This window comes from Ruegeria sp. AH3 (assembly GCF_056536265.1).
Window position 1 is genome coordinate 18,958 of the sequence record NZ_JBQFJL010000003.1, and the last position, 22,728, is coordinate 41,685.

25 protein-coding genes are annotated in these 22,728 nt (G+C 59.5%); 22 read left to right on the top strand and 3 right to left on the bottom strand.

Features of this window, described 5'->3' with window-relative positions:
- Positions 1-192 precede the first annotated feature (192 nt).
- On the bottom strand, positions 193-1,248 hold the full coding sequence (locus tag ACR3EM_RS21400) for a tyrosine-type recombinase/integrase (protein WP_480472958.1): 1,056 nt from the start codon (positions 1,246-1,248) through the stop codon (positions 193-195).
- Between the two features lie 206 nt (positions 1,249-1,454).
- Between ACR3EM_RS21400 and ACR3EM_RS21405 the strand changes: the two genes are divergently transcribed.
- The 14 genes from ACR3EM_RS21405 (at position 1,455) to ACR3EM_RS21470 (ending at position 13,718) form a co-directional block, all read left to right on the top strand.
- A complete protein-coding gene (locus ACR3EM_RS21405; RefSeq protein ID WP_480472960.1) occupies positions 1,455-2,381 on the top strand; it encodes a hypothetical protein in 927 nt (308 codons plus the stop codon).
- An 84-nt stretch (positions 2,382-2,465) separates the two neighbouring features.
- Positions 2,466-3,422, top strand: a complete 957-nt coding sequence (locus ACR3EM_RS21410) for an AAA family ATPase (protein ID WP_480472963.1) — start codon at positions 2,466-2,468, stop codon at positions 3,420-3,422.
- Positions 3,419-4,324, top strand: coding sequence for a DUF58 domain-containing protein (locus tag ACR3EM_RS21415; RefSeq protein ID WP_480472965.1), 906 nt, complete (start codon positions 3,419-3,421; stop codon positions 4,322-4,324). The genes ACR3EM_RS21410 and ACR3EM_RS21415 overlap by 4 nt, the downstream gene beginning before the upstream one ends.
- Positions 4,321-4,683: a hypothetical protein gene (locus tag ACR3EM_RS21420; protein ID WP_480472967.1), complete on the top strand. Its 363-nt coding sequence runs from the start codon at positions 4,321-4,323 to the stop codon at positions 4,681-4,683. The genes ACR3EM_RS21415 and ACR3EM_RS21420 overlap by 4 nt, the downstream gene beginning before the upstream one ends.
- Positions 4,676-5,638 carry a VWA domain-containing protein gene (locus tag ACR3EM_RS21425; RefSeq protein WP_480472969.1) on the top strand — a complete coding sequence of 321 codons (963 nt, stop codon included), beginning with the start codon at positions 4,676-4,678 and terminating at the stop codon, positions 5,636-5,638. The genes ACR3EM_RS21420 and ACR3EM_RS21425 overlap by 8 nt, the downstream gene beginning before the upstream one ends.
- A complete protein-coding gene (locus ACR3EM_RS21430; protein WP_480472971.1) occupies positions 5,635-6,534 on the top strand; it encodes a VWA domain-containing protein in 900 nt (299 codons plus the stop codon). Before ACR3EM_RS21425 ends, ACR3EM_RS21430 begins: the two co-directional genes overlap by 4 nt.
- Positions 6,531-7,205 carry a hypothetical protein gene (locus ACR3EM_RS21435; RefSeq protein WP_480472973.1) on the top strand — a complete coding sequence of 225 codons (675 nt, stop codon included), beginning with the start codon at positions 6,531-6,533 and terminating at the stop codon, positions 7,203-7,205. The genes ACR3EM_RS21430 and ACR3EM_RS21435 overlap by 4 nt, the downstream gene beginning before the upstream one ends.
- Entirely contained in the window at positions 7,202-8,095 is an 894-nt protein-coding gene (locus ACR3EM_RS21440) for a hypothetical protein (RefSeq protein ID WP_480472975.1), read from the top strand. Before ACR3EM_RS21435 ends, ACR3EM_RS21440 begins: the two co-directional genes overlap by 4 nt.
- 2 nt (positions 8,096-8,097) lie before the next feature.
- Positions 8,098-8,382, top strand: a complete 285-nt coding sequence (locus tag ACR3EM_RS21445; RefSeq protein WP_480472977.1) for a hypothetical protein — start codon at positions 8,098-8,100, stop codon at positions 8,380-8,382.
- A gap of 144 nt (positions 8,383-8,526) precedes the next feature.
- A complete protein-coding gene (locus ACR3EM_RS21450) occupies positions 8,527-9,210 on the top strand; it encodes a response regulator (protein WP_480472979.1) in 684 nt (227 codons plus the stop codon).
- Between the two features lie 92 nt (positions 9,211-9,302).
- Positions 9,303-10,376: an FIST N-terminal domain-containing protein gene (locus ACR3EM_RS21455; protein WP_480472981.1), complete on the top strand. Its 1,074-nt coding sequence runs from the start codon at positions 9,303-9,305 to the stop codon at positions 10,374-10,376.
- Positions 10,377-10,378: 2 nt separating this feature from the next.
- A complete protein-coding gene (locus ACR3EM_RS21460; RefSeq protein ID WP_480472983.1) occupies positions 10,379-12,634 on the top strand; it encodes an ATP-binding response regulator in 2,256 nt (751 codons plus the stop codon).
- Positions 12,635-12,681: 47 nt separating this feature from the next.
- The gene (locus ACR3EM_RS21465; RefSeq protein WP_480472985.1) at positions 12,682-13,356 is read left to right on the top strand and encodes a hypothetical protein; all 675 of its coding nucleotides are present in this window, start codon (positions 12,682-12,684) and stop codon (positions 13,354-13,356) included.
- A complete protein-coding gene (locus ACR3EM_RS21470; protein WP_480472987.1) occupies positions 13,353-13,718 on the top strand; it encodes a hypothetical protein in 366 nt (121 codons plus the stop codon). The genes ACR3EM_RS21465 and ACR3EM_RS21470 overlap by 4 nt, the downstream gene beginning before the upstream one ends.
- A gap of 18 nt (positions 13,719-13,736) precedes the next feature.
- Here ACR3EM_RS21470 and ACR3EM_RS21475 read toward each other — a convergent pair whose 3' ends face one another.
- The gene (locus tag ACR3EM_RS21475; protein ID WP_480472989.1) at positions 13,737-14,549 is read right to left on the bottom strand and encodes a quinoprotein dehydrogenase-associated SoxYZ-like carrier; all 813 of its coding nucleotides are present in this window, start codon (positions 14,547-14,549) and stop codon (positions 13,737-13,739) included.
- 122 nt (positions 14,550-14,671) lie between these two features.
- Here ACR3EM_RS21475 and ACR3EM_RS21480 point away from each other — a divergent pair, with 122 nt between their 5' ends.
- On the top strand, positions 14,672-15,703 hold the full coding sequence (locus ACR3EM_RS21480) for a quinoprotein relay system zinc metallohydrolase 2 (protein ID WP_480472991.1): 1,032 nt from the start codon (positions 14,672-14,674) through the stop codon (positions 15,701-15,703).
- Positions 15,704-15,709: 6 nt separating this feature from the next.
- On the opposite strand, the gene ACR3EM_RS21485 is transcribed toward ACR3EM_RS21480, so the two are convergent.
- The gene (locus ACR3EM_RS21485; RefSeq protein ID WP_480472993.1) at positions 15,710-16,318 is read right to left on the bottom strand and encodes a hypothetical protein; all 609 of its coding nucleotides are present in this window, start codon (positions 16,316-16,318) and stop codon (positions 15,710-15,712) included.
- Positions 16,319-16,482: 164 nt separating this feature from the next.
- Here ACR3EM_RS21485 and ACR3EM_RS21490 point away from each other — a divergent pair, with 164 nt between their 5' ends.
- The 7 genes from ACR3EM_RS21490 to ACR3EM_RS21520 all read left to right on the top strand — a co-directional run bounded on the left by ACR3EM_RS21490 (position 16,483) and on the right by ACR3EM_RS21520 (position 22,728).
- Entirely contained in the window at positions 16,483-17,595 is a 1,113-nt protein-coding gene (locus ACR3EM_RS21490) for an S-(hydroxymethyl)glutathione dehydrogenase/class III alcohol dehydrogenase (RefSeq protein WP_480472995.1), read from the top strand.
- 1 nt (position 17,596) lies between these two features.
- Positions 17,597-18,430 (top strand): S-formylglutathione hydrolase, encoded by an 834-nt coding sequence (fghA, locus tag ACR3EM_RS21495; RefSeq protein WP_480472997.1) that lies wholly within the window; start codon positions 17,597-17,599, stop codon positions 18,428-18,430.
- 55 nt (positions 18,431-18,485) lie between these two features.
- Complete coding sequence (locus ACR3EM_RS21500; protein ID WP_480472999.1) at positions 18,486-18,842, top strand: c-type cytochrome; 357 nt, start codon at positions 18,486-18,488, stop codon at positions 18,840-18,842.
- A 133-nt stretch (positions 18,843-18,975) separates the two neighbouring features.
- Positions 18,976-20,778, top strand: a complete 1,803-nt coding sequence (gene xoxF5 / locus ACR3EM_RS21505) for a lanthanide-dependent methanol dehydrogenase XoxF5 (RefSeq protein ID WP_480473001.1) — start codon at positions 18,976-18,978, stop codon at positions 20,776-20,778.
- Between the two features lie 69 nt (positions 20,779-20,847).
- The gene (locus tag ACR3EM_RS21510; protein WP_480473003.1) at positions 20,848-21,351 is read left to right on the top strand and encodes a c-type cytochrome, methanol metabolism-related; all 504 of its coding nucleotides are present in this window, start codon (positions 20,848-20,850) and stop codon (positions 21,349-21,351) included.
- The gene (locus ACR3EM_RS21515) at positions 21,335-22,177 is read left to right on the top strand and encodes a substrate-binding domain-containing protein (protein ID WP_480473005.1); all 843 of its coding nucleotides are present in this window, start codon (positions 21,335-21,337) and stop codon (positions 22,175-22,177) included. The genes ACR3EM_RS21510 and ACR3EM_RS21515 overlap by 17 nt, the downstream gene beginning before the upstream one ends.
- The gene (locus ACR3EM_RS21520; RefSeq protein WP_480473007.1) at positions 22,174-22,728 is read left to right on the top strand and encodes a PQQ-dependent catabolism-associated CXXCW motif protein; all 555 of its coding nucleotides are present in this window, start codon (positions 22,174-22,176) and stop codon (positions 22,726-22,728) included. Before ACR3EM_RS21515 ends, ACR3EM_RS21520 begins: the two co-directional genes overlap by 4 nt.

Sequence of the window (22,728 nt, forward strand, 5' to 3'; positions counted from 1 at the left end):
GGTTCCCGGGCTTTTATAGCTGATGAAGTTCTGCTGTGCAAAAAGTAGGCATACACACAAAACTCTTCCGAATGCTCCGCCTCGAGTTGAGCTTTTCATAACGAGCAGTTGGCACAAAAGAAGAAACGGCTTGCGCACCAAGACAAGAAATAGGGAAGGGCAGGGGGCCAATTGAGCTGATTGCGTATTTCCTCACCCCAACAGGTCCGTTGCCGGGTTTTCTGCGATATCGACGTCGTCATAGTACTTCTGCGCCTGGGCCATGGAGCGGTGTAGCGAGAGGCGCATGGCAGCTTGGATTGGTGCGCCGTCCAGTGCGGCTTGGGTTAGGAACCCAGAACGCAGACCGTGCGGCGAGGCGAAGTCCTCCGGCAACCCCGCCAACTGGAGGCGATGTTTGACGATCTGATAGATAGCGTCCGGCGAAAGCCGACGTTTCAGCACACGATCCGCTTTTGAGACTGGTCTGAACAGTGGCCCGTTCTTAATCTGTCCAACCTCCATCCAATGGACCAGCGCCTGGGCCGCGCGGCCTTTCAGCACCAGCCGCGGCGTTTCACCTTTGGTTGTCGTCTTGGTCTCCAGAAGTGAAATCCAAACCAGGCTTTTCTCGTCGAACTCCTTCAGCGAGACGTCTTCAAACATCAACCCGGTGATCTCCGAGCGCCGTCTACCACCAGAAGCCCAACCCAGCATCAAGATGGCGCGGTCGCGGCAATCCCGCCGGGACCCCCGACAGGTGGACAGCAACTGCTCGAGCACATCGCGGGTAATCGGGTGCTGCGATTTTGGGGCAGGGGGCCGGGCTGCAGCCCGGCGCGCCTTGGCACGGGCCTGCTTCACCTGCGGCGCCCCGAAAGGGCTGGTCAGGTTCTTCATTCGATGAAAGGCAAGCCAGGAGGCGATGCGCCGGTCCAGCGTCGAAGGGGCAGGGCAGGCGAGGGACTTGCGCAGCCCCTGAGCAATTAGCGCTTCTGCGGTTTCGCGCGCCACATCCGTTTCTGGTGCGTCATTCAGATCGCGGGCGTGATCGAGAATGAAGGCGAGGGCGGTGGCCTCAGATTCTGGCCAGTCCAGCGTCGCTGCGAACCGCGCGGACTTCCAGGCGGTGACATAAAGCAGATCCCGTTCATATGCCCGCAGCGTGTTTTCCGGTGTGCCGCGCATATAAAGATCAGTGAGCGCCTCTTGATCTGTGTCCGAGAGGGCAGGAGCGGCGGCGGGGAGGTACGGGGCAGGGGGCTTCATGTACCCATTCTGTGTCAATTTGGGTCAGATTTCAAATAACATGATAAGGGATACTTATCGGATATAATTTGCCTCCGGAGATCTCCGAAAGGTAAAATGCAAAACTAACACTTTATGCGCACTGTGGGCGCACCGGCTCGAATACCTGGCACACTTGGATATATGCAGAACTCCGGCTACGCTGAATGAAAATTCAGAGGTACAGCGTGCGGCGATTCATCCTTCAGATAGCAGCGATCCTGATTTTCGCCGGGGAGCTTCATGCCGAGAAGCAGGATTACCTTGAGCTTGCCCGGCGCGGCTGGGGATACGAGCTTCGCGCCACGATGCTGGGTCGCGACATGGCCATTCCGGTACATATCAATGGGCGGGACCTTGCCGGAGCCTCGTTGTGCGTGGTCGGGGAACGGCCGCATCCGCAGACGCTGGCGGTACTGAACACCTTTCGGGACCTGCTGAAGCACAGCTATGGCCATCCCACGCCGATGCGTTATGCGGGGCGGTCCGCCAGCAATTGCGGCACCGGGCGGACTGTGGTTCTGCGCTTGTACTCGGGATATCCTCCGGAACGGGAACTGTCTTCGGATCTGGACTGGCTGAGCGAGACCCATCAACTTGGCCTGCCTGCCGGGCGCAGATATCTGGTGACATCTCCGGCGATGGCGCAAACCTTCTTTGGCCATCGCGGTCAGGGGACACATATCGTGGTCAGGCAACCGGCGCGCGGCCGGCCCGACCTGTTGGAGACCGCGTTCCACAAGTCGATCCTGCTGGAAGAGCTTTTCCAGTCTTACACGTTCGGAATGGACATTCTGCTGAGCGACAGGACAGCCGGGTTTTTGTCGAAGCTGCAGGAAACGCCGGTGAACCTGCACCGGTTTCCATGGAACTCGCACGCTTTCATGCGGGCATTGCTGAATTCCAACCCCGGCGGGCTATGCGCCTTTGATGTGTTCATGCTGCACGCGGTAGCTCAGTCGCCGGTGGATCAGACCATAGATCCGGGGTTCATCGAATATATCGACGACGAATATGATCGCCTTTGGGCGCAAACCGACAAAACGTTGACGGACCCGCAGTTTGCGTCTCTGTTCGACGAGGGCTGCACCCGCGCCGTTCAGGTTTCCAGGTAATACCATCGGGTGTATTTTGCGGGGCAGGGGACTCCGGTTAGCCTGTATTTGGGTCCAGTACCATCGGAACCCAGGGGAGGTCATATGGACACACGGCCTGAAAACCCGCCGCGCGCGATTGCGGGGGTATCGGGGTATCTGTCGCAAGGGCTTGTCGGGCACGCGCATCTGGTCGAAAGCCTGCTAATTGCGCTGCTCGAAGGGGGCCACCTGTTGGTCGAGGGCGCACCCGGTCTGGCCAAGACCCGCGCTGTCAAATGGTTGGCGAACGCTGTCGAAGGCAGCTTTGCCCGCATACAATGCACACCCGACCTGATGCCATCCGACGTGACCGGGACGCCGGTCTATCAGCCGCAGGAGGGCCGGTTCGAATTTGTTCCCGGGCCGGTTTTTCACACTCTGGTGCTGGTCGATGAGATCAACCGGGCCCCGCCCAAGGTCCAGTCCGCTTTGCTGGAGTCGATGGCAGAACATCAGGTGACCGTCGGGAATGAAACCCACGCTTTGCCCGATCCGTTTCTGGTCATAGCCACCCAGAACCCGATCGAACATGATGGGACTTTTCCCTTGCCCGAGGCGCAGTTGGACAGGTTCCTGCTGCATGTGGTCCTGTCGCTTCCGGATGTGGAGACCGAGCGGCAGATACTTGATCTGGTCATCTCCGAAACGCAGGACGGCCCGCCCGGCGTGCAGCGCATGACGCTTGAGGAATTGCGGGCCGCACGGGCCGAGGCGCGCGCGGTGCACGTGGCCCCGGAATTGCGCGACTACATCGTGCGCCTTGTATCCGCAACACGCCAGGGGCCACTGGCCGAACACATAGAACATGCGGTCTCGCCGCGCGGCTCGCTGGCGCTGGCGTCGGCGGCACGGGCGCGCGCCTATCTGCGCGGCCGTGACTTTGCCTTGCCCGAGGACGTGACGGCAGTGGCCCCTGACGCGCTGGCCCATCGGATGGTTCTGACCTGGCGCGCGGTTGCGGATGGTCGCAAGCCGCGCGGATTGGTTGCGGATATTCTGAACACGGTCGAACCGTTGTGACCGCCGTTCTGTCTCATGCCGGTGTGACTTTGACCTCGGACGCATTGATCGCATTGCGGCGCGTGGCTTTGACGACCCAGGCCGATCCGCCTGTGGTTGCCTTGCCCGGAGGGTTCCTGACGCGAAAGCGCGGGCAGGGCGTTGAGGTGGCAGATGCGCGGGAATACGTGGCCGGTGACGACATCCGCCATCTGGACCGGGGCACAACCGCGCGCACCGGGCGGCTGCATGTGCGCCAGTTTCAGGAAGAACGCGACCGGGTCTCACTGCTGGTGGCCGATTTTCGGGCGCCGATGTTCTGGGGGTTACGGCGGGCCTTTCTATCTGTTGCCGCCGCCGAGGCGCTGGTTCTGATCGGCTGGCACCTGATTGAAAGCGGCGGGCGCGTTGGTCTGTTGGCCATTACGGCCGGGGCGCCGGTCATCATTCCGCCGCGCGGCAGAACGCGCGGCATGCTGGATGTGATCGGCGGACTGGTGCAGGCCCATGGGCGCAGCCTGACAGCGCTACAAAGCGCTCGGGATGACGCGCGATCACTGGAACAGGCGCTGGAAGGTGTGGAACGCCTGACCCGATCCGGGTCAGAGGTCATTATCGCCTCGGGCTTTGATACGCCGGATGCCGCTTTGGCGGATCGGCTGGACCGGATCGCCCATCGGCGCAGCCTGCGGCTTATTCTGATCACCGAAAGCAAGACCCATGACATGCCGCGCGGCTGGTATCCCATGCGCCTGCCCGACGGGCGACAGAAACGCGTCTATCTGACCGGAACCGAAACCGGGGGTGATCTGCTGTATCAGAACATCGGCACCCATCAGGCGCTTGTTCTGAACGCAAGCGATCCGGTGGAAGAGACCGGTCAACGCATTGCGATTGCGTTTTCGGAAAGGATTGCCGCATGAGCGAAACGGTGATGTCCGACAGCACAATGCTGGCCAGCCTGCGGGACATACGTTTGCCTGCGGAAGCCGCAGGTGGCGTTTGGGCGGACTATGCGGTGGTCATGGGCCTGTCGGCCCTTACTGCCATCTGCGTCGTATTTGTGTTGCGGGTGTTAAGCACCCGGCGGCCCGCGACCCGGGTGGGCCGCGAGGTTGAAGACGTCACAGGCTGGTCGGAAGACCGGCTCAGGGTGGCGCTGCTGCACCAGCTTCGCGAGCAGAACCCCCAACGATATTCGGAACTCTCAGAGGGTCTCTATCGCCCGGACGGCGGGCCAAGTCTAGCAACCTTGAAGGATGAGGTGGCGCGCTGTGTTTGAGCTTGCCGATCCTTGGGTGTTGCTTCTACTGCCTGCCCCGTTGCTGATCGCGCGTGTTCTCAACTCGCGGCCCATGCTGGATCGCGGCTTCCCGGTTCCCGAACGTATCGGCGCGATGCTTGATGCTGCAAACGCAGGCGATGATCCCGGCAGGCACAGGTTCGCAGATCAGGCGGTATTGTGGGCCATCTGGGTCCTGCTGGTTTTTGGGCTATCCGGCCCGCGTGAACTGACACCGGTGAGCGCGCTGAAAGTCTCGGGCCGTGATCTTGCGATTGTTCTGGATCTGTCCGGATCAATGGTGCGGGACGATTTTTTTTTGGATGACCGTCAGATCACACGGCTTGAGGCGGTCACGACTGTGGGTGCCGATTTCGCCAGACGTCGGGCAGGGGACCGGGTCGCGCTGATTGTCTTTGGGTCCGAGGCGTATTTCGCCACCCCGTTCACCTTCGATACCGAAGCTGTGGCCAACCGGATCGAAGCAGCCAGCATTGGCATTTCGGGGCGGGCGACGAACATCTCGGACGGTCTTGGACTGGCGTTGAAACGGCTGGCAGACAGTCAGGCGGCATCTCGGGTCGTCATTCTGCTGTCGGACGGCGTGAACAATGCCGGTGCCACCAATCCGCGCGGTGTCGCGGAACTGGCCGCCGGGATGGGGGTGCGTGTCCACACCATTGCCTTGGGGCCGAAAGATCTGGAAAGCGCTGCAGTAGGTGAGCGGGGCGTTGTCGACGCGGCAACCTTGCGCGCCATTGCGCAGGTGTCGGGCGGAGAAAGCTTTCGCGTCAAAACCACCGATGATCTGATTGAGGTCACACAGGCGCTGGATCGACTGGAAGCCACCGACAGCGCGGGCCTGACCGCCGAGGTCTATCGAGACTACTGGACCTGGCCCGCCGCGCTGGCCGCAGCCTTGGCGCTTTTGGCAGCGTGGAGGCAGTCGGGATGACGGAAACGGATTTCAGTCTGCTCAGACCATATTGGATGCTCGCTGTTCCGGTTGTCGCGGGCCTGGCCTGGTGGGTGCTGTCAAGCGCCCGTGGATTTGGCACGTGGGACAAGGTCGCTGACGCCGCGTTGATGCAGGCGATGGCGGTTATTGGCCGGATCGAAGGGGCGTCCATGCCCCTGACGCGGATGGCGCAGCTTTCGGTTGCCGGGCTCTGCGTGATTGCCCTGACCAGCCCGGCGGTCGAACGGCGCGGCGCCGAGACCTATCGAAACCTGGACGGGGTTTTGTTTCTGGTCGATGCGTCGGCAAGTGTGTCAGGCAACGCCGGCTGGCCGCAAATGCTGACCATGGGGCGATTTGGCGTCAGTGCGCTGGAGTCACGGCCCGGCGGGATCATCGTTTTTGCCGGCGACGCCTATGTCGCGACCGACATGACAACCGATCACCGGCAATTGGGCCAGACCTTTTCTCTGATTGATGCCGATACCGTGCCGGACAAAGGCTCGCGTCCCGAACGCGCGCTGGCATTGGCTGCGCAACGGATGGATGAGGCCGGTATTCTGGCCGGTGATGTGGTTCTGTTCACCGATGGCGAAGGTCTGGGGTTGGCTTCGCTGCAGGCCGCCGCAGCGCTGGCTGATCGCGGTGTCAGAGTGTCCGTGGTTTCGCTAGAGGAGCCCTCTGCGCAGATTCAGACCCATGCCAGCGTCGGCAGCGGCGCGGTTTTCACATTGGATCAGACCGATGATCTGGGGGGGTGGTTGTCGGAAGACGCTGCGACACGGCTCGAGAAGTCGGATTTCCCCGTGCTCTTCTGGCACGATCTGGGGCGGTATCTGCTGTTCCTCGCGCTGTTCCCGATGCTGCTGCTGTTCTGGAGGGAACGGGCATGAAGTGGCTCGCGGTCTTCAGTGCGGCCCTTATTGCCTTTGCGATTGCACTGGGTGGCGCGGCCCCGTTTGGCCGGGTCGCCTTGGCGCTTGGGATGAATACGGTTGCCGCCCGGCTGTTTGAAGACCCGGATTGGCAGGGTGTGGCCTTGTACCGGGCGGGCGAATTCGATGCGGCGGCGCAGGCCTTTGAGGATGCGGGGTCGTTGTATAACCTCGGGAATGCTCAGGTTCATGGCGGTCGCATTGCCGCCGCGCTGGAGGCTTATGATCAGGCGATTGTGACGGGCGATGCGGATGCGCAGGCCAATTTCGATGTTGTCGCCGCCTTTTATGCAGGTCTGCAGATCGACCCCGAAGCGCTTGGCCTGTTTCCCGAGCGAAAAACCGGGCCTCAGGCGGACAGCTTCATAGCGCGCGGTGATGCGCGTGCGGCAGGCACCGGCAGCGAGGTCACCAATTCCAACACGATGCTCGGGCTGGCGGAACTGGACAGTCGCGGGCGACTTGGGGTGCGGCGTATCTTTGACGACAAGTTCATGGTGGCGGATGAACGGTGGCTCAACCAATTGTCCGACGTCCCGGGGGAATTTATGGCCGCCCGGATCGCGCAGGAACACAAACGCCGCGGAAAACTGGGGCTTTCACCGCCGGAACCGGAGGACCCGCAATGAAGTGGTTGGTTCTTGTCTGGCTGTTTTTCCCTTTTCCGGCCCTGGCGCAATCGAAAACCGTGTTGCCATCGGAACTGTCGATTGAGGTGACGGTCGAGGACAGCAGCGTTGTGCCGTTCACACGCGAAATGATCCTGATTACCATTCGTGGAGTGTATCGGCGTCATATTACGCGGGAAAAGCTGATACAGCCGGATTTCGATGGTTTCAGCTGGGCGCAGCTTGGACCGGATCACTGGACCGAGGAACGGATCAACGGGCGAAACTTCAAGGTTTTCACCCGGCGCATGGCGGTCTACCCGGTCAGGTCCGGTGAACTGACCATTGGCCGGTTCACCCATAGTCTGACGCTGACGGATGAAAGTGACGACTGGTTCGAACATGACATCCAGTCCGAACCGCTGACCATCGAGGTCGCCGAAGCGCCGGTCGTGGCGGACTGGTGGTTTCCTGTGCGTAACCTGCAAATCTCGGACCAATGGTCGAACGCACCGGATCAGCTGTCGCCGGGTGAGGGCGTTCTGCGTGTGATCCGGATTGAGGCGCTGGGGGCGACGCCCGAGATGGTCCCCCCTATGCCCGACCTGCGCTCGCCTTCCGCCATGATCTTTGCCCATCCGGAAAAACGGCTGGTGGAACTGACACCGGAAGGTCCGGTGACCTATGCCTTCTGGCGCTGGACCATTCGGCCCGGCAACGACACGTCGGGCATCGTGGAACCCCTGCAACTCAGTTACTTTGACACCGTCGCGCGCAAGGCGCGCGAAGTCACAATCTCGGCGCAGCGTGTGGCCTATGGTGTCGTCGCAAACAGTGGAAACGCGGAGGCACCCCTCCTGCTCCCACCGCCGCCCGGTTGCCAGGTTGGCCGGCGCTTGTTCTGGCTTTAATCGTGTTCGCAGCCGCTGTGGGGGTGGGCATGTCTGGTCACAAGCTGACCGGTTTACAGGCGTTGCAGCGCTTTGCGGCCTTTGATCCTCTGGCGCGGGATCTCAGGGCCTGTGCCAGAAACGGAAGTGCCCATGGTGTGCGTCAGGCTGCGGCTTCAATCCTGCGACGCGATGGGCCGTCACCGGCGCGGGTTGCGCAGTTGCAGGACTTTGACCATTGCTGTTTTGATCCAAAATCTCCTGCGCCCGATTTGCAGGGGTTTGCCGGGAAGTTCCTGCGCAATTGACTGTGATGAACAGCAAGGTTCTGTTTATTGGTGCATTTTTTCCAGTATCATTCTGAAACAGTTGAACTGATCCGGATTTGCTGTACCTTTCCCAGCGGAGGAGAGATAATGCATACGGTGGGGTACCCCAAAGCGGTGGACCAGGTGTCCAACGTTTTAATTGTGGATGATCATCCGCTTTTTAGTGATGCGCTGGCTGCAGCATTGCAGCTGAGTTTCGACGACTGCAGTATCAAAAAAGCAAGCACGCTGAAACAGACGTTCGAGGTGCTCGGCGGCGGCTTCAAAGCCGACCTGATCATGTTCGACCTGAAGCTGCCGGATGTGACTGGAATTTCGGGGTTCCAGCAGTTGCGCGCCCGGTGGCCCTCGGCTCCGGTTCTGGTGATCTCGGCGCTTGCGTCGGGCGAACTTGTCCGGTCTCTGCTGGACTATGGAGCCATGGGGTTTCTGCCCAAAGACACCTCGGCGCAGACGCTGAAATTCGCCATTCAGGAAGTTGCCGCAGGTCGCAGATACATTCCGGCAGAGTACAACCTTGCGGAAGAACCGAAATCGCCGGAAAGCTCGGTGTATCAGTCAAGCCCCGAACTTTCGACGCTGACGCCGCAACAGGTGCGCATTCTCAAGCTCATCTGCGTTGGCAAATCGAACAAGCAGATCGCATATGAACTGTCGCTGGCCGAAGCCACCGTCAAGGCGCATATCACGGCATTGCTGCGCCGTCTGGGTGTCCGTAACCGCACGCAGGCCGCTGTTCTGGTCGACTCTGTCATGGCCCGGCAAACACGGCATCAGCCGGAGGTAAAATCGTTTCTGCAATACTGAGGATCTCAAATGCGGGACATGAAGCTGGGACCAAACTTCATCGCGATTGGCCGGTCGCTTGCCTCGGATCCACATGCCGCCGTTGAAGAGGCATGTGCGGAAATCGACAGCCAGAAATCCTGCTTTGTGCTGGCTTTTATTCCAAACGGGTTGGACCCGTTCGAGGTGTCGCGCAGCCTGAACCGAAAACTGTCCGGCGTGCCGGTTTTGGGTGCACCACCGCCGGGCAGATAACCGAGCTTGGGTATGAATCCAACGCCCTGCTTCTGCTGTCCTTTCCAAAATCGAACTTCCGCTGCTCGTCCATTCTGTTCGAAGAACTCAGACCGCTGAACTCCACGGAAATCGCCGCTGTTGCGCAACGCCAGGCCGAGCGTTTCCGGCACACTGCAGGCTGGAACAGGCTGGCGCTGGTGTTTTCAGACGGGCTGTCAAAACAGGAGGACCTGCTGGTCTCGACGCTTGAGGCCGTTATGGATGGCCTGCCGATTTTTGGCGGATCGGCGGGCGACGGTCTGCAATATGAAGAAACGTTTGTTCTGCACAGCGGCAGGGCTTACAGCAATGCCGCTGTCCTGCTGCTGATTGAAACCAACCTTAGTTTCCAGGGCATTGGGTTTGATCACTTTCTGCCTATAGGGTCTGAGATTATCATAACCGATGCCGACCCGGACGAACGCGTGGTTTATGAAATAAACGGCGCACCTGCGGCGCAGGAATATGCTCGGCTGGTCGGGTGTGCGGCGTCGAATCTGTCACCGCTGGTTTTCGCCGAAAACCCGCTCTTGCTGCGGCAGGACCTGAACTATTATGTCCGCGCCATACGCGAGGCGACGGATGCGCAGGCCCTGTCATTTCTGGCGGCCATTGACGATGGCCTTATCATGACACTGGGACGCGGCAAAGAGATCATCAAGACGCTGGAAGCTGGGTTGGACATTCGCGACAACGCGGGAAACGCACCGGATTTCATCCTTGGGTTCGATTGCGTCCTGCGCAAACTGGAAATCGAACAAAAACAACTGGGCAAACAGGTCTCGGACGTGTTGCAAACCCGTCGGGTGGTTGGATTCAACACCTATGGGGAGCAACAGTCCGGTGTACATATGAACCAAACCTTCGTGGGTGTGGCCTTTTTCAAACCCGAGAAACGTGAACTGAGCTGACCATGCTGAACCCCGACGATCCGCTGGAACTTCAGGTCGTCAAGCAGGCGAAAATCATCGATGCGCTGATGCGCCGCGCCAATCGCCAGAAGGATGTGGGCCCATCTGCATTCCGCGCCTTTCAGTCCGCGATCGAGCTTCAGCAACGTGTGGTCGAGCAAAGCCGGGATCTGGAACGCGCAACCACCGAACTGGAAAGCGCCCGGTACGAGCGTGAACAGACGCGAAAAACGCTGGTCAAAGCCCTGTCTTCGATGGAAGAAGGGTTTGCCCTGTTCACCGATGGTGAGTTGAACCTGTGTAACGAGCTGTTTCAGGCCGTGTTTCTGGATGTGTCCGAACTTGTCAGACCGGGACTTCGCCTAAGGCGGTTCTTTTCGCTGGTGAAGGACAGCGAGCAGTTTGTTTCCTCGGACCGGGGCGTGTCGAACATGATGGATACGCTGGAGCGAAATTCTCATTCCGGCATGGTATCCAGTGAGGTGATCGAACTGCGTGGGGACCGCTGGTACAAGCTGAGCGCGCAATATACCTCACCCGAGAATGTGGTCATTCTGCTGACCGATATCACGTCGGTTGTGCGCCGAAATCGCGACGAAAAAGAAACCCTCATCGACCGGCAGGAGGATTATCTTCAGGCGGTTTTTCAGAACATGAGTTCGGGCGTGTGCACATTTTCGGCCAACGGCGACATCATGATGCACAACGCGCGGTTTCGGGACCTTCTGAATGTGCCAAGCTCGCTGCTGCAGGGCAATGTGCCGGTGCAGACACTTTTGGATTTGTTGCGCGCGCGCGGGCTGATCAGAGCCGATGATCAACTGAAGATCGCAAGGTGGCAGCTTGAGCTGAACAGCCGGGGCTGGCTGCGCAAACGCGTGCGCGACGGGGCGGACCGGGTTCTGGACATTCAGGCCAACCAGTTGCCGGATGGCGGGTTCCTGGTTGAACTCAAGGACGTGACGCTTGAGGCGCGCGCCACAGAGATGCTGGAAAACCGCGTCATGGAACGCACCGCCGAACTGACCCGCGCCAATGAAAAACTAACCCGCGAATATGAAGAAAAGGCCAATGTAGAAGAGGCGCTGCGGATCGCCAAAGAACGCGCCGAGGCTGCGGTGTCGTCCAAGACCCGTTTTCTGGCGGCCGCCAGCCATGACCTTCTGCAGCCAATCAATGCCGCCAAGCTGATGATTTCGACCCTGACCGAAATTTCACGCAACACCGAGCTTTACGAGATGGTCGAGCGTCTGGACGGTGCCTTTGGATCAGCCGAGCAGCTGCTGCATTCGCTGCTCGATATCTCGCGGCTTGAAACGGCCGATCCGGACACGGTGTCGCCAACCAACGTCAGTCTGGCGTCGGTCATTGCCGGTATTCAGGGCGATCAGTCGCTGGTGGCCGAGAACAAGAACATCCGGCTGGACGTGGTGACTTGTTCGGGCTTTGTGTATTCCGACCCGGTCTATCTGTTGCGGTCGATCCAGAATCTGGTCGTAAATGCCATTCAGTACACCGAACCTGGCGGCAGGGTTTTGGTGGGGTGCCGCAACCGCGGTGACAAAATCGTGCTGCAGGTGTGGGACACCGGGATAGGCATCGCGCGAAAGGATCAGGCGCGCGTGTTCGAGGAATTCGCCCGGGCGGACAACGTGCCTTTGGGCTCGGGCATGGGTCTGGGTCTGTCCGTGGTCGACCGGGCCTGCCGCCTGTTGGGGCACAAATTATCCCTGCGGTCCAAGCCGGGCGTCGGTTCGGTGTTCAGCATCGAAATGGACCGGGTCGAGGCGGAGCGCGGTGCAAGCGAGCCCCTTGATTTGCTGCCAAACTCCGGGGACGTGCCGCTGGATTACATCGCGCTTGTCATCGAGAATGATCGCGATGTTCTTTTTGGCACAACCCAGTGGCTGGAACAGAATGGTGCCAGCGTCCTGCCCGCCGGATCTCCGCAAGAAGCCATTCAGTTTGTCACCGATATCGGGATGCCGCCCGACATCATACTGGCGGATTATCAGCTTGATGACGGCGAAACCGGCGTGGACGCGATCCGTCAGATCCGCGAAATGAGCCAAACGCGCGTTCCCGCCATTCTGATCACCGCAGATCGCAGCGAAGCCGTGCGCAAAGCCGGTCTGCGGCATGAGATCTCGGTGATGACGAAACCGGTGAAACTGTCGCGATTGCGGCCATTGATTATATGGAAAATCCAGCGCAGCGCGGTGACCCAGGCGCTGGACACCGACAAAAGTCGGCAATGACACGACAGCTGAAGGCCATACTCTCAACTGTGGGAGGAGATTGACTCATGAGGATGATTTTATTCGGGCTGGCGATGGTCGGCCTAAGTTTCAATCCGGCCCATGCGGCACCTGTTGAGGCGGAGCAGGCCTATGATCTTCTGTTTCAGGGGGGTGTTCTGGATACGATCGGCCGGGACAAAGAGCTTGTTTACCAGCGCACTGTGACAAACCGGCTGAAACCCGAAGCCGCCGAGCGCGATACCGGGGACATCGCGCTTAGTTTCACCGAGGACGGAACAGAGATGGCTCAGCTGGAGTTCCGTCAGGACGAAAAGCACCGTGCGATGGGGGTTTTTCCGGCCAGTGTCGGCAACCCAATGATCATGGTGTTCTATGAAAGCACCATCCGGGACATGGCGGAATCCGCCGGTGGCAGCCCGTTCTACATTCGCAACCGGGTCAAGGACGCCTTGGTGCAACCGGCCGAAATGGTTGAAGGCGAGGCTGTTGTCGACGGCAAAACCGTGCCCGTCCAGACCATTCGAATGCGCCCCTTTGCACAGGACCCGAACAGGGATCGGATGCAAGGGTTTGGGGATCTGGTCCTTAGCGTCACTGTTTCGGAGGAAGTGCCGGGGTGGTATCTGCGACTTGTAGCCGAGACCGAACCCGCAGACGGCAGCAACACGGTTTACCGGTCGGAAATGCAGTTCGAAGGGGTGCAGGAGGGGCGGCAATGATCACAACAGTGCGGCCAGCAGCTTTTGCCGCTGCGCTCTGCGCCGCGATCCCATCCGTATCCGGGGCGCAAAGCGTTGCGGAGCGGTTGAACGACTATCCCACCGCTGCGCGGGCCGATTATGTGTTCGCCTGTATGGTCACGAATGGTCAGTCCCGCGAAATGCTGGACCGGTGTTCGTGTTCGATTGATCTGATTGCGTCGATTTTGCCCTATGAGAGATACGAACAGGCCGAAACGGTCCTGTCGATGCGCCGGGTTGGCGGCGAGCGCATGGCGTTTTTCAAAAGCGCGGTTATGGCAGAAACGATGGTGGCCGACCTGCGCCGGGCACAGGCTGAAGCCGAAGTGGTCTGTTTCTGAACCCGGCCCGCCCGCTGATTAACTAGACGTAGATTTCGGCAGGTCGGCTTGGAAACTGTTGCCTTCAGTATCGGTTGCCTTGACCGTCAGCGTGGTTGTTCCGTTGTCGTTATACGCAAAGCGGAAGGCCGGGTTTTCCGAAATGGAAATGCCGCCTTCCATGGTGAACAGCAACTCGTCGCCCTGCCAGACCTCCAGATGATCAATGAAATGCGCCGGGATAAACAGCTGGGTGATCTGATCGCGTTGCAGACCGGAATAGTTCGGATGCCGGATCATGATCTGGGCTTCGCGGCGCGGGGTCGAGATTTGGGCCTGTTCCCCAAAGCTGCGCAGCTTCATCTTGCCCATCGACGCCAGCGCCACCTCGGGGTCGCGGCTGGCCGGAGCGGAACATCCACCAGATGCTTTTACAAAGCGGCCCGACATATGCAGACCCTCTTGCGTCTCGGCAATCACGCGGATGTTCGAATACTGGTCAACGCGCACCCGCATTTCGAAATCCAGCTCCCCCATGGCCGGGGAAAAGGTGAAAACTCCGGCAATCGGGGCTGGGTTTTCATCAATCACGACGGTCGCGGATTTGATTTGCGCGTTTGGATCGAGCTGTTTCAACAGGATTGGAACCGTGGCCGCATCATGGGCGCGGTAGGGCGCGTTCACGGACAGAAACGTGTCGGCACTGCCAAGCTCGGCATCACCGACAACATCGTAGCGCAAATCCTGCCAGGTCTCGCTTTGGACCAGCGGATTCTTGGCGGATTGTTCGGCCCAAACAGGCAGCGACAGTGCAAGCGAAAGGACCATTGATGGTCCGATAAGTCTGGCCATGTTGTCTCCTCCGGCAACCGGTGTCGCAAATTATGCCATAAAACCCCAATAAAATATACGCCGACAAAAGGCTGTGTGGCTTCCACGGCGAGTTGTGCGAAAGTTCCGGGCGGAGGATTGCAATGTTTGAAGCTGTTTTCATTTTGTGTCTGGAAGCGTCAGACGGGCTGTGCCGAAATCAGCTTCTGCCGGGATACGAAGCCTCATCTCAGGAGGCGTGCGAGCAAATGCTGGCCGCGGACCCTCCATTTGACGATCCCGAACAGAATGCGGACGCCTTTTGCCAACCCGTTGGCATTTCGCTGGAATTTGACGAGATTGCGCCCGGTCTGTTTGTCCATCGCGGTCGGATCGAAGAACCGAATGCCGACAATCTTGGGGACGTGTCCAATATCGGATTTGTCATCGGTGAGGACAGTGTCGCTGTGGTGGACACCGGCACCGCCCCCTGGATGGGAGAGGCCATCTGGCGCGCCATTCGGCAGCGAACGGACAAACCCGTCAGTCACGTAATTTTGACCCATATGCACCCGGATCACGTCCTTGGAACCGCGCCTTTGGCGCGATCCGGCGCGCAAGTGGTGGCCCATGCCGGGTTGGAAAGGGCGCTGTTGGACAGGCAAACCAACTATGTCGAAAGCCTGAGCACCTTGATCGGCCCTACGCAATACATCGGTGCCGATCCGATAGTGGTCGATATGCCAGTCAGCGGGGACGGCGAGATTGATCTGGGGAAACGCAAACTGGCCCTGCGCGGCTGGCCGTCTGCGCATACCAACAACGATCTGACGGTGTTGGATCAAGGGTCGGGCATTCTGTTCACCGGTGATCTGGTTTTCCACATGCACACGCCAGCGCTGGATGGGCGGCTGGTCGGGTGGCGGCGTGTGTTGAATGAGTTGTCAGATATGGAAGTCACCCGGATCGTGCCGGGGCATGGCGGTCCGGTGCTGGCATGGCCCGAGGGTGGGGAAGCTATGCAGCGGTATCTGGACGTGCTGGAAACCGACACGCGGGCCGCGATTGACAGCGGCCAGCGGCTTGGCGAAGCGGTGGAAACCATTGCGCAGGGTGAGGCCGGAAAATGGGAGTTGTTCGAGGCCTATAACCCCCGCAATGCAACCGTCGCCTTTACCGAGCTTGAATGGGAATAATCCCGCTCAGCCCTGATCCGACTCGAGTTGCTGCAACATCTGGGAAATGGCGAACAGGCGGCGTTCGATGATCTGCGGGGTTTCGCACAGATAGGTGATCGAGCGCTGGCGGTCGGAATAGATCAACTGATCCCAGTCCAACTGCTCTTCCAGCGCATCGACCCTGTCATAGTCCGGGGGATCGGCGGTCAAGGCCTGATCCATATCGGCGCGGGCCAGATCGATCTTGTTTGCCAGATCGATCTGTTTAAGCGAGAACTCTCCGATGCCACCGATGATACGGGCACGCCGCTTGGACAGCGTGTCAAACACCCGCTGAAAGACCCGGCCCAGCACATCCGTATCGCCGTTGTGGCGCGCGGCGAAGGCTGCGACGCTGGGCTGCAGCTCTTCCAACTCGATGCGCCGCAAGGCCAGAAGGCCTGCCAGTTCGTCGATCTCGGGCTGAAGGTCGGTTGCCGCGTCATCAATCTGATGCGGCCACATCAGGCCCAGTGACAGGTTTTCGACCTTGCGTTGAATGCAGGGCCAGGTCGGGTCGGAAAAGTCCGCCGCAAAACCGGGGCCCGCCACACCGATCAAGGCCAGGGCCGCCATGGTCTGCTTGTTCAACATCGCAGGTCTCCTTCCCCCGGACACTATGCCCGAAGCCTGCGCGCTGAGTCTACCAAACCCAATACACACCATTGTCTTAATTGTTTGAGTGACATGCCAGCCGTCATACTCGAACCAAGCACCCGGTGTCTGAATGATTCCGGTGCAAGGGAGGACAGACACATATGAGAACGCGCGCGGCAGTTGCTTTGGCGGCAGGTCAGCCTTTGGAAATCATGGAGGTTGAGCTTGCTGGCCCCAAGGCGGGCGAAGTTCTGATCGAGGTCAAGGCAACGGGGCTTTGCCACACCGATGAATTCACCCGGTCCGGTGACGATCCCGAGGGTATCTTTCCGGCCATCCTCGGCCACGAGGGCGCGGGCGTTGTTCTGGAGGTGGGCGAAGGCGTCACCAGCCTGGAAGTCGGCGATCACGTGATCCCGCTTTACACGCCCGAATGCCGTGAATGCGAGTATTGCCTGAACCCCAAAACAAACCTCTGCCAGAAAGTGCGGGCCACGCAGGGGGCGGGCTTGCTGCCGGATTGCACCACCCGATTCAGCATGCTGGATGGAACGCCGATCCATCACTACATGGGCTGCTCGACCTTTGCCAATCATACGGTGGTGCCCGAGATTGCACTGGCCAAGGTCCGCAAGGACGCCCCGTTCGACAAGATTTGTTATATCGGCTGCGGCGTCACCACCGGCATCGGCGCGGTGATCAACACCGCCAAGGTCGAGATCGGGTCTCGCGGCGTTGTGTTCGGCCTGGGCGGTATAGGACTGAACGTGATCCAGGGTCTGCGCATGGCGGGTGCGGATCAGATCGTTGGTGTCGATCTGAATGACGGCAAGGCTGAAATGGCAACGCATTTCGGCATGACCGACTTCGTGAACCCGTCGAAAGTCAGCGGCGATTTGGTGGCGCATCTGGTCGACCTGACCGGCGGCGGCGCGGATTACACCTTTGACGCAACGGGCAATGTGGGCGTGATGCGGACCGCGCTGGAATGCGCGCACAAAGGGTGGGGCGAAAGCATCATCATCGGCGTGGCCCCTGCGGGTGCAGAAATCTCGACCCGCCCGTTCCAGCTGGTCACGGGCCGGTCGTGGCGCGGAACGGCGTTTGGCGGTGCAAAGGGCCGCACCGATGTGCCCAAAATCGTCGACTGGTACATGGACGGAAAGATCGAGATCGACCCGATGATCACCCACAAGCTTAAGCTTGAAGAGATCAATCACGGGTTCGATCTGATGCACGAAGGCAAATCGATCCGGGCGGTAGTGGAGTACTGACATGGATCTCAAGGTCATCTCACAAAACCGCAGTTTCGGAGGGGAGCAGACAGTCTATTCCCACCAGTCCGAAACCTGCGATTGTGAGATGACCTTTGCAGTTTATCTGCCACCTCAATCGAGGACCGGTCCGGTCCCGGTTTTGTGGTATCTGTCCGGACTGACCTGCACCCATGAAAACGCGATGACCAAAGGCGGGTTTCAGGAGGCGGCGGCGGACTATGGTGTCGCTGTGGTGTTTCCCGATACGTCTCCGCGTGGCGACAACGTCGCGGATGATGACGCCTATGATCTGGGGCAGGGGGCAGGGTTTTATGTCAACGCCACCCGCGATCCGTGGCGGTCGCATTTCAGGATGTATGATTACATCGTAGACGAGTTGCGCGACATTGTGGTCAAGAACTTCCCGGTTCAGGATCGTCATGGGATAACAGGCCATTCCATGGGGGGCCACGGCGCGATTACGATCGCGATACGGAACGCCGACAAATTCGGATCTCTTTCAGCATTTGCGCCGATTGCGCACCCGACGCGCTCGGATTGGGGGCGAAAACAGCTCAGCAGCTATCTGGGTGACGACGAGAACACCTGGGTCGAGCATGACGCGACATTGCTTCTTGAGGAGCACGGCTGGAAAGGCGATCTGCTGATTGATCAGGGCGCGGATGATCAGTTTCTCGACCTGCTCAAACCCGAAGCTCTGGCCAACATGATGGCCAAGCGGCGCCAGCCCGGACAGATCAGAATTCAGCAGGGGTATGACCACTCGTACTTCTTCGTGAACAGCTTTGCGCGGGACCATGTGGAATGGCACGCCGAGCGGCTCAGCCAATGAAAACAGCAAGGAAAGATCAGTAGTGTTCAGAACAGTGATATCAGCGGCCTGCCTCATGATTGTGCCGATTGTTGCAAGCGCCGAAGGCGACCCGGATGCAGGGGCCAAGGTGTTCCGCAAGTGCAAGGCCTGCCATGCGGTCGGCGAGGGGGCGGAAAACAAGGTCGGTCCGGCGCTGAACGGCATTGTTGGCCGACAGGCCGCCACGGTCGCGGATTTCGGCTATTCCCCCGCCCTGATCGAACTGTCCGAGGGCGGTCTGGTCTGGTCGCCCGAGGAGCTGGACGCGTTCCTGACCAAGCCGCGTGACTATGCCAAGGGCATCAAGATGACATTTGCTGGTCTGCGCAAGGAAGAGGACCGGGTCAACATCATCGCCTATCTTGCGACCTTCCCCGACGAAGGATCGTAGGACGCGAAATCGCTCGCCCCCCGAACTTGGCCAGAGAAGAGGCCGCCCGGGTGAGCAAACTACGGCACCGTAGTCCAACCTGGGTGAGGTGTTTCATTGCAGCGGTATCGCTGCACATAAGGGAGGAGATTTAATGAAAAAGTTATCGCTTTGGACCTCCGGGATTGCCATTGCCATGGCCAGCACGGCTTATGCCAATGACGACCTGATTGCCCAGATGGATAACCCGAAACAATGGGCGATCCAGACGGGTGACTACAAGAACCAGCGCTATTCGGAACTGGATCAGATTACTGCGGACAATGTTGGTGATCTGCAGGTTGCGTGGACATTCTCGACCGGCGTTCTGCGCGGGCACGAAGGTTCCCCGCTGGTTATCGGCGATATGATGTATGTCCACACGCCGTTCCCCAATATCGTTTACGCGCTGGATCTGGCCAACGAGGGCAAGATCGTCTGGAAGTACGAGCCCAAGCAGGACCCGGACGTCATTCCGGTGATGTGCTGTGACACCGTGAACCGCGGTGTGGCTTATGCGGACGGTAAGATCTTCCTGCATCAGGCGGACACCAAGGTTGTGGCGCTGGACGCCAAATCCGGTGACGTGGTCTGGGAAGTGCAAAACGGCGACCCGGCGATTGGTGAAACCAACACGGCCACTGTGCTGCCGGTCAAGGACAAGGTCATTGTCGGCATTTCGGGTGGCGAGTTCGGTGTGCGCGGGTCGGTTACGGCCTATGACATGAACACGGGCGAGCAAGTCTGGCGCGCCTATTCCATGGGACCGGATTCCGACATTCTGGCCGATCCGGAAAAGACCACCCATCTGGGTAAACCGGTCGGCGCGGACTCGGGCACCAATACCTGGGAAGGCGATCAGTGGAAGATCGGTGGCGGCACCACTTGGGGCTGGTACTCGGTCGATCTGGACGAGAACCTGATGTACTACGGCACCGGGAACCCGTCGACATGGAACCCGGCGCAGCGCCCGGGCGACAACCGCTGGTCGATGACCATCATGGCCCGCGATATCGACACCGGTATGGCACGCTGGTTCTACCAGATGACACCGCATGACGAATGGGATTATGACGGCATCAATGAAATGATCCTGACGGAGCAGGAAATTGATGGTACCGAGCGCAAGTTGTTGACCCATTTCGACCGCAACGGTCTTGGATACACGATGGACCGTATCACGGGTGAACTGCTGGTGGCCGAAAAGTTCGACCCGGTTGTAAACTGGACAACGGGCGTCGACATGGACCCCAACAGCGAAACCTATGGTCGTCCGGCTGTGGTTGCCCAGTATTCAACGGAACAGAACGGTGAGGACGTAAACTCGACCGGTATCTGCCCGGCGGCTCTGGGCACCAAAGACCAACAGCCTGCAGCCTATTCGCCGAAGACCCAGCTGATGTACGTGCCGACCAACCACGTCTGCATGGACTATGAGCCGTTCCGTGTGTCCTACACCGCTGGTCAGCCATATGTGGGTGCGACTCTGGCGATGTATCCGGCACCGGATAGCCATGGTGGCATGGGTAACTTCATCGCGTGGGACAACACCGACGGAAGCATCAAGTGGTCTCTGCCCGAGCAGTTCTCGGTCTGGTCCGGTGCTCTGGCAACTGCGGGTGACGTCGTGTTCTACGGCACGCTTGAAGGGTATCTGAAGGCTGTTCATGCTGAAACAGGTGAAGAACTTTACAAGTTCAAGACACCCTCTGGCATCATCGGCAATGTGATGACCTATGAGCAAGGTGGCAAGCAGTACATCGGCATCTTGTCGGGTGTTGGTGGCTGGGCCGGTATCGGTCTGGCGGCTGGTCTGACCAACCCGAATGACGGTCTGGGTGCCGTGGGTGGCTATGCCGCGCTCAGCGACTATACCGCGCTGGGTGGCCAGCTGACGGTGTTCGCCCTGCCGAACTAAGCCAAGGATCCGACCGGCGCGACCCAAACGGACCGCGCCGGTTTTCACCTGCAAAGAAACGAGCTTTCCATGAACCACTCTGTACGTCTTCTGGCATCTGTTCTTTTGTCCTGCCTTCCCGTGACTGCGATTGCCGACAATCTGGCGGTCTCGTATTCCGAGGATGGGCGGTACTACACCGAAGACGATATCCCGACGTTCAACATCGCCGAAGACGGAACGGTGGACTGGATGACATTCTCGGGCTTTCGGCGCTATCACGCGGAATGCCATGTCTGTCACGGCCCGGATGGTGAGGGATCAACCTATGCGCCCGCTTTGAAAGAGTCGGCGCTGGATATGGATTATTACGACTTTGTCGACATCGTTACCAACGGTCGCCAAGTGGTGAACGCTGCCGAAAATTCGGTGATGCCGGGATTTGGCGACAACCCGAATGTGATGTGCTTTCTGGATGACATTTATGTATACCTGAAAGCGCATGGATCGGGCGCGATCCCGCGTGGTCGCCCGCCGAAGAAAGAGGCGAAATCCGACGTGATCCGCGAGGATGAAGATGCGTGTATGGGTTAAGGCCTGTCTTGCTGTGACGGGGCTTGTTATCTGGCTTGGTCAGGCTCTGCCCGCGCTGGCGCAAACGTCTGATCTAGTCTCCAAGACAGCCTTTCGCGTTTGTGCAGATCCTGCCAACTTTCCCATGTCGTCCGAGGATGGATCGGGATTTGAGAACCAGCTTGCCGAGTTGATTGCCGCCAAACTGGAGCTTCCCGTGCAATATGTCTGGTTCCCTCAAGCGACGGGTTTCATTCGCAACACGCTGACCGCCAAGCGCTGTGATGTCGTGATCGGATATGCGCAGGGTCACGAGTTGGTGCAGAACACCAATCACTACTATACCTCGGCCTATGCGCTGATCGTGCCCAATGACAGTGACCTGGCCCAGGTCGATACGCTGGCCGATCCGGCGCTTCAGGGGCGGAAGATCGGCGTCGTGGCCGGCACCCCGCCGGCGGCCCATATGGCGCGTAATGGCCTGATCGGAAAAGCCAAGCCCTACAACCTTTTTGTTGACCGCCGTGTGGAAAGCCCCGCCATCGATATGCTGGACGACCTGCAATCCAGCGAGATCGACGCCGCGATCCTGTGGGGTCCTTTGGGCGGTCCTCTGGTCAAAGTGGATTATCCAGACTTAAAGGTGATCCCTCTGGTCAAGGAAGACCTGCCGCCGCGTTTGTTCTACCGCATCACCATGGGCGTCCGCCAGGGCGAGAAAGTGTGGCAGCGGCAGCTGAATTCACTGATCCGGCGCAATCAGGATGAGATCAACGCGGTTCTGGCCGAAGCAGGTGTTCCGCTGGTTAACGATCTGGGAACCGAGGTGCTGGAGCTGTCGCAATGATCCGCGCCCTTGTGGCGTTTGTGGTATGCGCAAGCGCTGCGGCGGCCCAAACCGTTCCTGAGCCACCCGACTATCGCACGGATCATTACCGGGCACCGGTGCCGGACTGGATCACCGGCGGCATCACCATAGGTCCGGAAGAGGCGCACGCGCTGTGGCAGGACAAGAGCGCGGCTTTCATTGACGTGCTCCCCCAGGCCCCCAAGCCCGCCAATCTGCCCAAGGGCACGATCTGGCGCGACAAGCCGCGCAACAGCATTCCCGGCGCGGTCTGGCTGCCCAATGTGGGCTACGGTGCCATTGCCGACGTCACGGCGGATTATTTTCGCAGCGGGCTGGAAACGGCCACGTCAGGGAACGCTGAACAGGCCGTTGTTTTCTTCTGCCTTGAAGATTGCTGGATGAGCTGGAACGCCGCCCGCCGTGCCATCGAGTGGGGATATACCAACGTCTATTGGTTCCCCGAAGGCACCGACGGCTGGGCGCTTTGGGACTACCCGATGGAACGGGTCAAACCGGCCCCCGGTCAGCCCGTTACCGGAGACGGTTAA

Excerpts from the sequence above, each read along its gene's own strand:
- ACR3EM_RS21485 (WP_480472993.1), bottom strand. The coding sequence starts at position 16,318 with ATGTTGAACAAGCAGACCATGGCGGCCCTGGCCTTGATCGGTGTGGCG.
- ACR3EM_RS21480 (WP_480472991.1), top strand. The coding sequence starts at position 14,672 with ATGTTTGAAGCTGTTTTCATTTTGTGTCTGGAAGCGTCAGACGGGCTG.
- ACR3EM_RS21430 (WP_480472971.1), top strand. The coding sequence starts at position 5,635 with ATGACGGAAACGGATTTCAGTCTGCTCAGACCATATTGGATGCTCGCT.
- ACR3EM_RS21510 (WP_480473003.1), top strand. The coding sequence starts at position 20,848 with ATGAACCACTCTGTACGTCTTCTGGCATCTGTTCTTTTGTCCTGCCTT.
- ACR3EM_RS21490 (WP_480472995.1), top strand. The coding sequence starts at position 16,483 with ATGAGAACGCGCGCGGCAGTTGCTTTGGCGGCAGGTCAGCCTTTGGAA.
- fghA (WP_480472997.1), top strand. The coding sequence starts at position 17,597 with ATGGATCTCAAGGTCATCTCACAAAACCGCAGTTTCGGAGGGGAGCAG.
- ACR3EM_RS21520 (WP_480473007.1), top strand. The coding sequence starts at position 22,174 with ATGATCCGCGCCCTTGTGGCGTTTGTGGTATGCGCAAGCGCTGCGGCG.
- ACR3EM_RS21460 (WP_480472983.1), top strand. The coding sequence starts at position 10,379 with ATGCTGAACCCCGACGATCCGCTGGAACTTCAGGTCGTCAAGCAGGCG.
- ACR3EM_RS21500 (WP_480472999.1), top strand. The coding sequence starts at position 18,486 with ATGATTGTGCCGATTGTTGCAAGCGCCGAAGGCGACCCGGATGCAGGG.
- ACR3EM_RS21410 (WP_480472963.1), top strand. The coding sequence starts at position 2,466 with ATGGACACACGGCCTGAAAACCCGCCGCGCGCGATTGCGGGGGTATCG.
- ACR3EM_RS21400 (WP_480472958.1), bottom strand. The coding sequence starts at position 1,248 with ATGAAGCCCCCTGCCCCGTACCTCCCCGCCGCCGCTCCTGCCCTCTCG.
- ACR3EM_RS21420 (WP_480472967.1), top strand. The coding sequence starts at position 4,321 with ATGAGCGAAACGGTGATGTCCGACAGCACAATGCTGGCCAGCCTGCGG.
- xoxF5 (WP_480473001.1), top strand. The coding sequence starts at position 18,976 with ATGAAAAAGTTATCGCTTTGGACCTCCGGGATTGCCATTGCCATGGCC.
- ACR3EM_RS21440 (WP_480472975.1), top strand. The coding sequence starts at position 7,202 with ATGAAGTGGTTGGTTCTTGTCTGGCTGTTTTTCCCTTTTCCGGCCCTG.
- ACR3EM_RS21455 (WP_480472981.1), top strand. The coding sequence starts at position 9,303 with ATGTGCGGAAATCGACAGCCAGAAATCCTGCTTTGTGCTGGCTTTTAT.
- ACR3EM_RS21515 (WP_480473005.1), top strand. The coding sequence starts at position 21,335 with ATGCGTGTATGGGTTAAGGCCTGTCTTGCTGTGACGGGGCTTGTTATC.
- ACR3EM_RS21435 (WP_480472973.1), top strand. The coding sequence starts at position 6,531 with ATGAAGTGGCTCGCGGTCTTCAGTGCGGCCCTTATTGCCTTTGCGATT.
- ACR3EM_RS21470 (WP_480472987.1), top strand. The coding sequence starts at position 13,353 with ATGATCACAACAGTGCGGCCAGCAGCTTTTGCCGCTGCGCTCTGCGCC.
- ACR3EM_RS21475 (WP_480472989.1), bottom strand. The coding sequence starts at position 14,549 with ATGGCCAGACTTATCGGACCATCAATGGTCCTTTCGCTTGCACTGTCG.
- ACR3EM_RS21465 (WP_480472985.1), top strand. The coding sequence starts at position 12,682 with ATGAGGATGATTTTATTCGGGCTGGCGATGGTCGGCCTAAGTTTCAAT.